Annotated in this window: 8 protein-coding genes; 2 read left to right on the top strand and 6 right to left on the bottom strand. The window is 61.7% G+C overall.

Features of this window, described 5'->3' with window-relative positions; translation table 11 throughout:
- Nucleotides 1–8: 8 nt before the first annotated feature.
- Both glyA and BM300_RS20520 read right to left on the bottom strand, forming a co-directional pair.
- Nucleotides 9–1,262, bottom strand: a complete 1,254-nt coding sequence (glyA, locus tag BM300_RS20525) for a serine hydroxymethyltransferase (RefSeq protein ID WP_003206308.1) — start codon at nucleotides 1,260–1,262, stop codon at nucleotides 9–11.
- Nucleotides 1,263–1,570: 308 nt separating this feature from the next.
- Complete coding sequence (locus tag BM300_RS20520; protein ID WP_092146313.1) at nucleotides 1,571–2,275, bottom strand: TraX family protein; 705 nt, start codon at nucleotides 2,273–2,275, stop codon at nucleotides 1,571–1,573.
- A 195-nt stretch (nucleotides 2,276–2,470) separates the two neighbouring features.
- Here BM300_RS20520 and BM300_RS20515 point away from each other — a divergent pair, with 195 nt between their 5' ends.
- Nucleotides 2,471–3,511, top strand: a complete 1,041-nt coding sequence (locus BM300_RS20515) for a threonine aldolase family protein (RefSeq protein WP_092221480.1) — start codon at nucleotides 2,471–2,473, stop codon at nucleotides 3,509–3,511.
- A gap of 219 nt (nucleotides 3,512–3,730) precedes the next feature.
- On the opposite strand, the gene gbcB is transcribed toward BM300_RS20515, so the two are convergent.
- On the bottom strand, nucleotides 3,731–4,831 hold the full coding sequence (gene gbcB / locus BM300_RS20510; protein WP_060743118.1) for a glycine-betaine demethylase subunit GbcB: 1,101 nt from the start codon (nucleotides 4,829–4,831) through the stop codon (nucleotides 3,731–3,733).
- 283 nt (nucleotides 4,832–5,114) lie between these two features.
- On the opposite strand from gbcB, the gene gbcA reads away from it, so the two are divergent.
- Nucleotides 5,115–6,410, top strand: coding sequence for a glycine-betaine demethylase subunit GbcA (gbcA, locus tag BM300_RS20500; protein WP_092146311.1), 1,296 nt, complete (start codon nucleotides 5,115–5,117; stop codon nucleotides 6,408–6,410).
- Nucleotides 6,411–6,539: 129 nt separating this feature from the next.
- Here gbcA and BM300_RS20495 read toward each other — a convergent pair whose 3' ends face one another.
- The 3 genes from BM300_RS20495 to BM300_RS20485 form a co-directional block, all read right to left on the bottom strand.
- A complete protein-coding gene (locus tag BM300_RS20495) occupies nucleotides 6,540–7,784 on the bottom strand; it encodes a metallophosphoesterase (RefSeq protein WP_092221475.1) in 1,245 nt (414 codons plus the stop codon).
- 27 nt (nucleotides 7,785–7,811) lie between these two features.
- Nucleotides 7,812–9,680, bottom strand: a complete 1,869-nt coding sequence (locus BM300_RS20490) for a c-type cytochrome (protein ID WP_092463825.1) — start codon at nucleotides 9,678–9,680, stop codon at nucleotides 7,812–7,814.
- A 155-nt stretch (nucleotides 9,681–9,835) separates the two neighbouring features.
- Nucleotides 9,836–13,288, bottom strand: a complete 3,453-nt coding sequence (locus tag BM300_RS20485; RefSeq protein WP_092463821.1) for a GMC oxidoreductase — start codon at nucleotides 13,286–13,288, stop codon at nucleotides 9,836–9,838.
- Nucleotides 13,289–13,335: the final 47 nt, after the last annotated feature.

The following is a 13,335-nucleotide window of genomic DNA, read 5'->3' as shown; positions in this document are numbered from 1 at the left end:
AAACCGACTCAGCGATAAACCGGGAAGTCCGCGCACAGGGCCGCTACTTGCTGCGCGACATTGGCCTCGACATCGGCGTCGCCGAGGTTGTCGAGAATGTCGCAGATCCAGCCGGCCAGCGTGACGCACTGGGTCACCTTGAAACCACGCGTGGTCACCGCCGGGGTGCCGATGCGCAGGCCCGAGGTCACGAACGGCGATTGCGGGTCGTTCGGCACGGCGTTCTTGTTGACGGTGATGTGGGCGCGGCCCAGGGCAGCATCGGCGTCCTTGCCGGTCAGGCCCTGACGGATCAGGCTGACCAGGAACAGGTGGTTATCGGTACCACCGGACACTACATCGTAGCCGCGCTTGATGAAGACGCCAGCCATGGCCTGGGCGTTATCGATCACTTGCTGCTGATAAGCCTTGAAGCCAGGCTCCGCCGCTTCCTTGAAGCACACCGCCTTGCCGGCGATCACGTGCATCAACGGGCCGCCCTGGGCGCCGGGGAATACCGCGGCGTTGAGCTTTTTCTCGATCTCTTCGTTGGCCTTGGCCAGGATCAGGCCGCCACGTGGACCGCGCAGGGTCTTGTGGGTGGTGGTGGTGACCACGTCGGCGTAAGGCAGTGGATTAGGGTACAGACCGGCGGCAACCAGACCGGCCACGTGGGCCATGTCGACGAACAACAGAGCACCGACCTTATCGGCGATCTGGCGGAAACGTGGGAAGTCCAGGGTCTTGGAGTAAGCGGAGAAACCGGCCACGATCATTTTCGGCTTGTGCTCGACCGCCAGGCGCTCGACTTCGTCGTAGTCGATCAGGCCGGTGGTGGTGTCGATGCCGTATTGCACCGCGTTGTAGAGCTTGCCCGAGGACGACACCTTGGCACCGTGGGTCAGGTGACCGCCGTGGGCCAGGCTCATGCCCAGGATGGTGTCGCCGGCCTGCAGCAGGGCCAGGTATACGGCGCTGTTGGCCGAAGAACCGGAGTGCGGCTGGACGTTGGCGTAATCGGCACCGAACAGTTGCTTGGCGCGCTCGATGGCCAAGGCTTCCACTTTGTCGACGTGCTCGCAGCCACCGTAGTAGCGCTTGCCTGGATAGCCTTCGGCGTACTTGTTGGTCAGGCCGCTGCCCTGGGCCTCCATCACGCGCTTGCTGGTGTAGTTTTCTGACGCGATCAGTTCGATGTGATCTTCCTGGCGTTGCTCTTCGGCGTTCATCGCCGCCAGCAGTGCATCATCGTAGCCTTGGATTTGGTCTTGCTTGCTGAACATCGCGTCTCTCCCAGCGGCGGCGGTGCGCCTTTCGTCTCGGTGAGGCACGGACCGTTCGGTCGTGCCCTTTGGATGCGATGGTATGGCTGGCGCAGGCATGTCAAATGCCTATGGACGCCACGCAAAGGTGCGTTTACGACATGCACTCAAATGGAATGGAACACCGACCCTGTAGCGAGGGAGCTTGCTCCCGCTCGACTGCGAAGCAGTCGCAAAACCGGCAAACGCGGTGGACCTGACAAATCGTATTCTCAGGCCTTGGGGCTGCTTCGCAGCCCAGCGGGAGCAAGCTCCCTCGCCACAAGGGGTTATGCGGCGATCTGGCGAACCACGAGCAACACCAGAAAATGCGCCGGATAAAGGCCATACGCCCAACGCCGCATCGCTGGAGGATGAAAACGACCGGCCTGTCGCAAAACCACCCACCCAAGCCCTGGCGCGATCAGGCAAGCCAACAACCCCCAGAGCGCCACCGCATCCCCCAGCCACGCCGCGCCATACAACACTCGCCATTGATTGGCCGCCACGCAGACTACCCCTGGCAAAGCCGCGAAATACCAGGGTCGGCGCAACACCAGTAGCGCGGCCAGCGGCAGCAGCACACCGAAGAACCCGAACATCAGCCGCGACGAAAACAGCGCCGCCAATAGCAACGCCATCGCGGCCAGGCACCGCGCCTCCAGGGTGGGCGTCTGCCAGCAGCGCGCCACCAACAACCCCAACACCAGGGTTGGCATCACATTCAGGGTGGTGGGGTCGGGAATGAACAAGCGGTAAGGGATTTCACTGACGGCACTGAATAGCAGCAACCAGCCCAGGTAACGCCATGGAGCGACGTGGGTTCCACCGCGCCCCAGGTTCGCCGCCATCGCCAAGCAGAACCACGGGAACGCCAACCGTCCTGGCACATACAACCAATCGACGGAAAAACCGACATATCGCAGATGATCGAGGACCATCGACAAAAGAGCCAGCCACTTGAGCAGGTCCAGGGCGCCGTCACGCCGGCTCATGTGTATAGCGGCCCGAAGACCTTGTGACTTTCTGACAGCAACATCCGGTGTGTTCCCCCGCTAATCTTGGGTAAAGTGCGCACCAGTATCGACCACGGCGCTGTGGACCCAAACACGCCGAACCATGGAACGCCCCATCCAGGCATTCCGCCAGGGATCTCTTTACCCAGGACTCTCTATTCAAGGAGCAAGGCCATGACCGACAAGAGTCAACAGTTTGCCAGCGACAACTATTCCGGCATTTGCCCCGAAGCCTGGGCCGCCATGGAAGAAGCCAACCAGGGCCACCAGCGCGCCTACGGTGACGACGAGTGGACCCATCGCGCGGCGGATGATTTCCGGGCCTTGTTCGAAACCGACTGCGAAGTGTTCTTCGCGTTCAATGGCACGGCGGCCAACTCCCTGGCGCTGTCGTCGCTGTGCCAGAGTTACCACAGCGTGATCTGCTCGGAAACCGCCCACGTCGAAACCGACGAATGTGGCGCGCCAGAGTTCTTCTCCAACGGTTCCAAACTGTTGGTCGCGCGCACTGAAAACGGCAAGCTGACCCCCGAGTCGATCCGCGAGATCGCCCTCAAGCGCCAGGACATCCACTACCCCAAGCCCCGGGTCGTGACCCTGACCCAGGCCACGGAAGTCGGCAGTGTCTACACCCCGGAAGAAATCCGCGCCATCAGCATCACCTGCAAGGAACTGGGGCTGAACCTGCACATGGACGGCGCGCGCTTTTCCAACGCCTGCGCCTTCCTCGGCTGCTCCCCGGCCGACCTGACCTGGAAGGCCGGTGTGGACGTGTTGTGCTTTGGCGGTACGAAAAACGGCATGGCGGTGGGTGAAGCGATCCTGTTCTTCAATCACGACCTGGCCGTGGACTTCGACTACCGCTGCAAACAGGCCGGGCAACTGGCATCGAAGATGCGTTTCCTCTCCGCGCCCTGGGTCGGTTTGCTGCAAAACCAGGCCTGGCTCAAGCACGCCCGCCACGCCAACCACTGCGCCCAATTGCTGGCAGAGCTGGTCAGCGACATTCCAGGCGTGGAACTGATGTTTCCGGTCCAGGCCAATGGCGTGTTCCTGCAACTCTCGGAACCGGCCATCGCCGCGCTGACCGCTCGCGGCTGGCGCTTCTACACCTTCATCGGCAAGGGCGGCGCGCGGTTCATGTGCTCGTGGGATACCGAAGAGGCGCGGGTAAGGGAATTGGCGGCGGATATTCGGGAAGTGATGGCCGGCTAAGTAAAGACTCATTCAAGACCGGGCTCGACCACTGTTGGGCCGGGGACATGATTAACCTGTGGCGAGGGGATTTATCCCCGTTGGGCTGCGAAGCAGCCCTGAAAACCCACAACCGCGCTGTATCAGGCTGACCGAGCTGGCTGTTTTGGGGCTGCTTCGCAGCCCAGCGGGGATAAATCCCCTCGCCACAAGAGCTCATCACCCGCCAGAGAGAACGGATCAGAACTCGATCCGCACATCCCCCTTCGGCACGCTGCAGCACGACAGGATGTAACCCTCGGCCTCGTCGTCCTCGGTGATCCCGCCGTTGTGGTCCATTTCCACTTCCCCGCCCAGCTTCAGCACCTTGCAGGTGCCGCAGATGCCCATGCCGCAGGCCTTGGGGATCATCATGCCGAGCTTGGCAGCCGCAGCGTGCACGGTTTCGCCCGGTCCCACGCGAATGCTCTTGCCAGAGGAGGTGAACTCCACCAGGTGCAGGTCCGCCGCATCGACTTCCGGCGCGTCGGCAGCCTGTTCGGCCTGCTCCACGGCGTCGGCGCGGGCTTCCGGTGGTGTAGCGCCGAAGGATTCCTCGTGATAACGCTTCATGTCGTAGCCAGCCGCTTCCAGCAGGCGCTTGACCGCGGTCATGTACGGGGTCGGGCCGCAGCAGAACACCTCGCGCTCGAGGAAGTCGGGCACCATCAACTCCAGCATCTTGTGGTTCAGATAACCGCGATACCCGGCCCAGGGCTCGCCCAGGCCATGTTTTTCGCAGATCAGGTGCAGGCTGAAGTTGTCGATCCGCGACGCCATGTGTTCCAGCTCGCGGTGATAGATGATGTCCTTGGGCGAGCGGGCGCTGTGGATAAAGGTCATGTCGACATTGGCGTTGGTGTCGTAGAACCAGCGCGCCATGGACATGCACGGTGTGATGCCCACGCCACCGCTCAGGTACAGGACTTTCGGGCTCGGGAAATCGATGGCGTTGAACAACCCCACCGGCCCGTGCACCGCCAGCTCCTGGCCTTCATGCAGGGTGTCGTGCAGCCAGTTGGAAACCTTGCCCCCCGGCACGCGCTTGATGGTCACCGAAAAACTGTAGGGCACCGACGGCGAACTGGAGATGGTGTAGGAGCGCATGATCGGCTGGCCTTCGATTTCCAGCTCCAGGGTGACAAACTGCCCCGGCTTGAAAAAGAACATGATTGGCTGGTCGGCCATGAAGCAGAACGTGCGCACATCCCAGGTTTCCTGGATGACTTTGACGCAACGTACGATATGTCGGCCATTGGCCCAGGTCTGGGTCGTGACCGGGTTCAGGAAGTTATTGGACATGCTGATCTCCACGGCCGACTGCCGGCCTTCATGTTGGCGATTGTGCGCAGGCGCCTGAACGGCCATTTACCTATCTGCGACATTCACATACTTATCGCGACCAGCCCTTAACTACCGGGGCTTGCGCGTCGGGAACAGATTGGGCCATGTCGCCCATGGATAAGGTTCGGCCCCTGCGCGGCCCCACACTCGCTCCAACAGACAAACACAATTTTCTGCCTTGCGTAGCACAACCGATCAGCCACTTTTTGATGGTCACGTAGAGGGCCATGAGGATAAAACGATGGACGTCACCACTACCCTGAGCCTGGGCGATCCGCTGGAACCCGCACGCAAGGCCACCGCACAGATGCTACAGGAACGCGAGCGCACGTTCTCGCTGCCTCAGCCGTTCTACAGCGATGAGCGCCTGTTCGATATCGACATGCAGGAAATTTTCCAGAAGGAATGGTTGATCGCCGGCATGACCTGCGAAATCCCGACCAAGGGTAACTACCTGACCCTGCAAGTCGGCAAGAACCCGATCATCGTGATTCGCGGCGCCGACGGCGTGGTGCACGCCTTCCATAACGTCTGCCGTCACCGTGGCTCGCGGTTGTGCACCAGTGACAAGGGCAAGGTCGCCAAACTGGTTTGCCATTATCACCAGTGGACCTACGAACTGGACGGTCGCCTGCTGTTCGCCGGCACCGAAATGGGCGCCGACTTCGACATGAAGCAGTACGGCTTGAAACCCGTGAACGTGAAGACCGCCGGTGGCTACATCTTCATCAGCCTGGCGGAGAACCCGCCGGCCATCGATGACTTCCTGGCGACCCTGGCCCATTACATGGAACCCTACGACATGGAAAACACCAAGGTGGCGGTGCAAACCACCTTGATGGAAAAAGCCAACTGGAAGCTGGTACTGGAAAACAACCGCGAGTGCTACCACTGCGGCGGCGCGCACCCGGAACTGCTCAAGACCCTGCTGGAATGGGACGACGTCACCGACCCGCGCGCCGACCAGGCGTTCAAGGACCACGTGGCCGCCTCCGCCGCCGCGTGGGAAGCCGAGAAGATCCCTTACGCCCACGCCAGTTTCGGCCTGCGCAATCGCATCGTGCGCATGCCGCTGCTCAAGGGCACCGTGTCGATGACCATGGACGGCAAGCAAGGCTGCGCCAAGCTGATGGGCCGCATCAAGAACCCGGACCTGGGCTCGATGCGCATCCTGCACCTGCCGCATTCGTGGAACCACTGCATGGGCGACCACATCATCGTGTTCACCGTGTGGCCGATCAGCGCCCAGGAAACCATGGTCACCACCAAGTGGCTGGTGCACAAGGACGCGGTCGAAGGCGTGGACTACGACGTGGCGCGCATGCGCCAGGTCTGGGACGCCACCAACGACCAGGACCGTCGCCTGGCCGAAGAAAACCAGCGCGGCATCAACTCCACCGCCTACCAGCCAGGCCCGTACTCCAAGACTTATGAGTTCGGCGTGGTGAACTTCGTGGACTGGTACAGCGAGCGCATGCTCAACAACCTCGGGGCCGAGCCAGCGCCATACCTCAAGGGCGTTCCGGTCCAGGGCTAAAACCAGGCGCTTCGGTTGGAGATCATTCCCACGCTCCGCGTGGGAATGCAGCCCGGGACGCTCTGCGTCCCGAAAGCCGAACGCGGAGCGTCCGTTGAGGCATTCCCACGCAGAGCGTGGGAACGATCGTCAGTGAGAAGACCACCGCACACTGCCATCCTCCCCATAAAACGTCTCGACAATCTCCTCCCCCTTCAGCCGCACCTTCACATACCCGTTCAACACCCGCTGCGGATACGCCTCGTCACCCGCCAATTGAGTCTCCGACCACAACACCCCGGCATGCCCGTTCAATTCGCTGGTGGTGCCATAGGGGATCGCTCCGTGCCCGACGCAGCGCGCATGCAATCCGCCTTGGGGCGCGTAGCAGATACCGTTGTGCAAATGCCCCCAATACCAATAATCCGGCTCGCGCCCCAAGGCATCGCATACCGGTTGGTAAAGCGCCGTCTTGTGGTGCCCGGAAATATCAAAACCCTGGTGATGACTGAGCACCATGAGTTTCTTGCGCTTGGGCAGGGTCTTCATCCATTCGATCTGCTGGGTGTTGAGGGTACCGTCCATGTACAGGTTCATGGCGTCCGAGGCGTAGGCGCTGTCGAGGCCAACCACCAGCCAGTCATCGTTGTACAAGGCAAAGTAACTGGTGCCTTGCTGCACCGGGAAACGCTTGGACAATTCCTTGAAATAGCCGTGGGCACCGCTGTACATCTCATGGTTGGAATTGAGGGTGAACGCGCCATGCTTGCCCTGGGGCCAGCCGACCATGTCGACGTCTTCCTGGGAATGGGTGCCGGCGTAATACACGTCACCCAGGTGAACGGTGAAATCGGCCAGGGCCAGTTGCATCTGGTTGGCCACCGCCACCGCCGGGGCATGACTGTCGAACGGCCCGGTGCCCCAGTCGCCAGCGATAGCCAGCACCACGTCGCTGTCCATTTTCACCAACGCCGGGTTGGTGGCGAACGGCGCATGATGCCGCAGGTTCTCGATCCACTTGAGCAGCGCCTCGCTCCACAACAGGTCCAGCAGTTCCCATTTGCGGCAACCGAGCAAGGTGCCGTCCTTGAGTACCCGGGTCGGTAGCTCGTCCTCGCTTTGCGGCAAGGGCGTGACGTTGCCGATCTTGAGGATCGACAAGCCGTGGGACAACTCCCATGGCACGGCCGGTTCGTCGTCCGGCAGGTCGCCATGCTCGATGACATGCCGGGCCTGGTCGTGGCCTCGCTGCAGCAGCTTGACGATGGCCTGGAACTCCTCGGGTTCCAGGTCATTGACGAGTTTTTTCCAAGACATTTCCAACCGCGTGACCAACCCGTGCAGGCGGACCTTGACCTTGTCGAACTCATGCTCCCAATGGTGCAGTAATGACATGTGAACGCTCCTTCGCAATGCCCTGGGCTACAGGGTCTTCATGAATTCGATCAGGGCCCGTTTATCGACGTCCGACAGCTGCGTGCCATACAGATGGCCGCCGTTGTGGTTGCCTTCCAGACGGGTGTCGTATTTGAAATCCGCCGACGCCTTCATCTGCGCGCCGCTGGTGATGAAACCGACCTTCTCCTGGTCGTAGATGTCGGAGCCGGTGTAGAACACCTGCGGACGCTGCTGCGGCGGTTGCAGCAAATCCCACAGGGTCGGCACCGAACCATTGTGCAGGTACGGCGCGCGCAGCCAGATGCCGTCGGTGGGGGTGTTGCTGTAGCTCTGGGTCTTGCGGTAGGCGTTGAAGTCGAACGGCGGTTTCTTGAAGCCGTGGAACGCCGTCACCAACCCTTCGGTGAAAGAATTGAGTCGGTGGGGATCAGTGCCCAACTGGTCGATGTTGGTAGTAACCTGGCCCGTGTCGGTGCGGCCGAAGTCGTGGCAACCGGCGCAGTTTTTCTCCCAGATCGGTTTGCCCTGGGCGACTTTCGCCTGATCCAGGGCGAACGGCCAGGTGGGCGCCTTGTGCCCCAGCAACCAATTGGTCACCCGGTTGAAACTCGGCGGCAGCACCGATTGCGGTGTCGCGCCCACGGCCATGGCCGCGGCGTAATTGCGCTCATGGATGTTGTTGTTATTACCATCCCAGTGCAGATACAGGGATTCGCGGGGTTTCTGGTTCCAGACCTGCGGCAGGTCCACGGTGCCGATGGTGGAGTCATCCGGGAAGCCGAACACCACCATTTTGGTCGGGTTGAAGGTGTCGGTCCGCCCTGGCCCCTGGGCCGGACGCAGCTTCTGCCAGGCGTAGGCCTGCTTCTGCTTGAGCAGCGCACTCTTGGCCATCGGGATGATCAGGTAACGGTTGTACAGCTTCTCGAAAAAGCCCAGTTGGAACTTGCCGTTGATCGCCGCCATGACCGCATCCGGGGTGAATTTCGGATCGCTGGCGCAATCGTAGGCAAACCACTGGAAGGCTTGCAGTTGCAGGGTGTTGGCCGGTGCGCTGGCGACCGGAACGGCGACGTCGCTGGCGTTGGCCCGGTAGGAACCGGTGTGACACAGGGCGCAGTTCGGTTCCACCGTGGGGTAGCCGAGCTGCCGCTTGGCCATGCCGATGGGCAGGTCGTTGCCATTTTCGTAGAGGAAGCCGAACACCTCGTAACCGCCCGGCTTGGGCAGTTTCTCCGGGCACATCTGCGGCAGCACGGCGAACAGGTAGTAGGGAATCCGCGCCTCGATGCCCAGGCCGATGGCGGCGTATTTGTAATGGTCTTCATCGGAGGCGAAGTCTGGCTGCGGCACTTCGCGGATCATCTGGTACCAGGTCTGGTAGCCGATGAAGCCCAGCAGCAGTACCACCACCAACGTGCCAACCTTGAAAGCGTGGCTCTGCCAGCGCCGCGTCCAACCGGCGCGCCACTCTCGCCAACCAGCACAGAGCAAGGCCAGTGGTCGATTGACCTGCGGGCTGCCCAAGTACAGCAGCACGCCCAGGATCAGGAACATGCCCAGGTCGCCCATCAACATCGGCACGAACAACTGGCCCTGGTTGTTGGTGTTGATCAGGTAGATCCAGAACACCACCGCCACCAACCGCGACAGCACGCACAACCACGAATGCACGACGAAACGCGGCGCGTTGAACCCCGAGGGCATGTAGAACAAGCTGATCCCCACCAGCAACATGCCGGTGTTTTCCAGCCAAGGATCGGACAACACGGGCGGCAAGCCGAGCATGGACGTCAGCAACGCCGGCGCGAACAGCGCCGGGATCGCGAAGACCATGTTCATCACAATGCCCACCCAGATGACGCGTTGGAACCAGCGGATGTAAGCGTTCATGGCATCCTTTTTCCTTATTCTTGGCCCAGAGCAAAGCTTTTGTGGCGAGGGAGCTTGCTCCCGCTGGGTCGCGCAGCGGCCCCCAGATTTCAGAAGCGACGACTGCTTCGCAGCCGAGCGGGAGCAAGCTCCCTCGCCACGGGTTAGTTGTTCTCCTAGCCGAGGGCGGTCTTCTCCAAGTGCTCAAGAATGATCGGATACACATCCACCACCGCATCCTTGCCGAACATACAGTCGATGTGGCCGTAGCCCGGCACTTCGTGGCGGCTGAACAATTGCGGGCCGTGCATCTCGCACAATCGCTCATAGGTCTTGAGGGTGCTCTGCGGCAGGTAGCACTGGTTGTCGGCGCCGCTGATGAAGCAGATCGGCAATTTCAACCGTTCGAAATGCGGCATGTAGACGTCGTTGCCCTTGAAGTCCACCAGGTGCCCCTTGCGCACGATCAACGCCAGGTGCTCGAAGGTCTGGATGTTCGACTCGCCGAACAACTCATGCAGGTTGTCGTGCAGGGTTTCGTTGAGGGTGTCGTGGCGGTACAGCGACGCATACATGAACGTGATGCGATGGCAGACGGGGTTGGTGCAATAGCCCTGGGCCTCGATCCGGGCATAGCCGTTAAGGGCCTTGTCGTAGAGTTTGTTGAACCAGCTTTCCTTGGTGTCGGCGTAGGCCGTGAGGGACTTGATGCCGATGGCATCGAGCATCCCCGGCAAATGCAAACCGGCTTTCAGACCGGTGGCGGTGGCCACCACCGTGTCGGCGGCGATCTGCGAACAGACCACCGAACGCACGCCCTGCAAACCCGCCAGCATCGACATGAAGAACGTCGTCGCGCCGTAGCAATGCACCACGCACTGCACGTCACGGGCCAGGGTCGCTTGCTGGATCTGCTCGATGGCGGCCTTGAAATCGTACTGGGCCACCTGGTCGCCGTTCCATTCGTGCTTGCTGGCCGGCAGCAGGATGCTCACCCGCAAATCCAACAGCCAGACGTCGTATTCGTGCTTGCAGAGGTATTCCAGCAGGTTGGTGTGAATGGTGTCAGTGGAGAAAATATTCGAGCCCACGCCCAGGCCATGAACCAACATCACCGGGCCTTTGGTGCCGGCTTGGTAACGGGTCAGGCGCAGCTCGACGTTGTCTTCGGTCTGGAAGAAATGCACCATCGGTGGCGGCGCATCCAACGGCCGTTTCAACCGGGGCGGCGCGTCCGGGTTGAAGTAGACGTCGCCGGCGAAGACACCGCCGTAGCTCTCCCACAAGATGCCGGCAAAGAACTTGCCGAATCGCGCCAATGCCTCCACGCGCTCACGTTCATTGCGGGCGTTGAGCACTTTCATGGTGGTCATTTGCTTGGCGAAGTCGGCCGGCAGAATGTGCATCACCCCGGAGCCGATCACCGCACCGGTCTTGTCCGGTCCGCGATAGAGCGTGACGTACAAGGTGCTGGTGTCGTGCCAGATGTTCAGCACGCCGTTGTCCTCCGGCACGGTCTTGAAGGCGCTGAAGTAGTAGTCGTTGCCGTCCTCGGCGGTCAGCTTCATGTCGTAGTTCATGTGCCGTACGCCAACCTGTTCCTGGTACTGCTCGAACAGGTTGAACACCCCATTGCTGGCGACCAGCGGTTGCGGTGAGAGCAGCGGCGCATCGAGAGTGCCCACCAGGGTCGCGGCGTGTTCCGGCTCCTTGATCAGGCGGTTGAGGTCGGCGGCGGTGATGGTCAGGGTGAATTCGAGGGACGAGTTGTCGGCCCTGCCCCGCTTGGCCGCTGCTTCGTACAGGCTCAGATCGGTGCCCTGGGGCTGGATGAAGGCTGTGGAAAAGTAGCCCTTCATGGTTTCGGTGAATTGCACGCCGAGGGTCGGCGCGGCCACCGGCTTGCGCGGGGCCGAGGGCAGCGTGTAGTCGATGATCCAGCCACGGTCGGCCGCCAGCAGCCCCATGTTGCGCTCGCTCACGGCCGAGATGGTCAGCAGCGGGTTGACCGCCAGGGACGTGGGGATCACCGCACCGTCAGTCACGTACAGGCCCGGGTAGACATCGGTGCCACTGGCGCCACTGAACACCTGGCCCTTGTGGTTGACCACGCCTTGGGTCGCATCCTCGCCCATCACGCAACCGCCCAGAGGATGGACCGAGACGATGCTGTGCTTGAGCAGCTTGGTCCAGATCGGGTTCTCGACCCAGATCCCGCCCAGGGCCTTGGTGCTCTGGTGCAGCCGCTCGTTGCCGAGGGTGACGTTCTCCTGTTCGCCGACGCCGGGCCAGTCGATGCGTAACTGGTCCTTGCTGTCGAGCACCATGCGGCCCTTGGCGTTGTCATGGCTCATGATCAAGTAGGTCTGCATGTTATGCAGCGCACCGTAGTAGGGACCGCGCAAAAAGCTCTCGGCTTCGCGCCCCTTGTACTTGAGGCTGGCGCCGAAGCCGGTGTCGGTGGGCACGCCGATCATTTCGGCAAACGCCGCCATGCTCGGCACCATGGCCCGACCGAGGGCGCCGGGAATCGAACCTTCCTCGATGACCATGCGGCTGCGCCAGTCACCCTCGGTGCGCATGTCGATGACCGAGGTGATGCACGGCCCCACCGGCTCCAGTTCCTTGGCCGAATGGGCCCCGAAACCGATACCGTTGATGACCTGGTCACAATTGTGGCCGAAGCCGAGGATGTCGCCGTTGCCGCTCATGTGCTCGCCCAGTTGGTCGGACATCGCCAGGCCTTTGTCCCGGGAACGCAACATGATCTCGGTGGACCCCAGGGTGCCGGCGGACACCACCACGATGTCGGCACGCACGAACAGGGTCGGCGCCGAGAACATCTCGCGACCGCTGTCCAGGTATTGGAAGTGCACGATCCAGCCATCGCCGTCGCGCTCCAGGTGCCGCACCTCGGCCTGGCAGAAAATCTCCGCGCCGTGGTTCCAGGCATCCGGCAGGTAGTTCATCAGCGTGGTGTTCTTGGCCTTGTTGTTACAGCCCGAAACGCAATCGCCACAACCATTGCACGGCAGCTGTTCGACACCGACGTGGTTGAGGTTGTTGGGCAGCTTGTCGAAGGTCACATTGATCGGCGGCTTGTAGAAATGCGCGCCTTGCTTGAGGTAATCGGCGGACTTCTTGTGGGCATCAAGCTTGGGCAGGTTTGGCTCCGACGCCGGATAGGCGTTGGGTTTGAGCATCTCCCGGGCCCGTGCGTAGCCGTCCTTGAGTAGCGTGTCGCGGTGCTCACGGACCGCCAGCGGCCAGCGCGGATCGTCGAACACGCCAGGCTCCGGCTCCAGCGCAACGTTGGCATTGATCAACGACGTGCCACCCAGGCCGCAACCGACCACCACGTTCTGCTGGGCGTTGACGTGGAGGTCGAACAGCCCGGTGCGCGAGCCGATATGCCCGTCCGGGTCATGGACCTGCAGTTCCTCGGTGGCCGCGAGCAGGGTGTTGGGGTATTCGCCGGGCTGGATCTCCCGGCCACGCTCCAGCAGGCACACCTTGCGCCCGGCCCGGGACAGGCGCGAGGCAGCAATGCCGCCACCGTAGCCGGAACCGATGACGATGACGTCGTAGTGCTCCTGGATATCACTGATGGGGGTCGAGATCCGTGTCATGTTCAAGTCCTCAAGGCAGAAGGGGCAACTCTGCGGTTGCCTGCAAA

It is taken from the genome of Pseudomonas sp. NFACC46-3, assembly GCF_900114515.1.
Taxonomy (GTDB): Bacteria; Pseudomonadota; Gammaproteobacteria; order Pseudomonadales; family Pseudomonadaceae; genus Aquipseudomonas; species Aquipseudomonas fluorescens_Q.
This window is presented reverse-complemented; position numbering and strand designations above follow the sequence as displayed.

Excerpts from the sequence above, each read along its gene's own strand:
- glyA (WP_003206308.1), bottom strand. The coding sequence starts at position 1,262 with ATGTTCAGCAAGCAAGACCAAATCCAAGGCTACGATGATGCACTGCTG.
- BM300_RS20520 (WP_092146313.1), bottom strand. The coding sequence starts at position 2,275 with ATGAGCCGGCGTGACGGCGCCCTGGACCTGCTCAAGTGGCTGGCTCTT.
- BM300_RS20515 (WP_092221480.1), top strand. The coding sequence starts at position 2,471 with ATGACCGACAAGAGTCAACAGTTTGCCAGCGACAACTATTCCGGCATT.
- gbcB (WP_060743118.1), bottom strand. The coding sequence starts at position 4,831 with ATGTCCAATAACTTCCTGAACCCGGTCACGACCCAGACCTGGGCCAAT.
- gbcA (WP_092146311.1), top strand. The coding sequence starts at position 5,115 with ATGGACGTCACCACTACCCTGAGCCTGGGCGATCCGCTGGAACCCGCA.
- BM300_RS20495 (WP_092221475.1), bottom strand. The coding sequence starts at position 7,784 with ATGTCATTACTGCACCATTGGGAGCATGAGTTCGACAAGGTCAAGGTC.
- BM300_RS20490 (WP_092463825.1), bottom strand. The coding sequence starts at position 9,680 with ATGAACGCTTACATCCGCTGGTTCCAACGCGTCATCTGGGTGGGCATT.
- BM300_RS20485 (WP_092463821.1), bottom strand. The coding sequence starts at position 13,288 with ATGACACGGATCTCGACCCCCATCAGTGATATCCAGGAGCACTACGAC.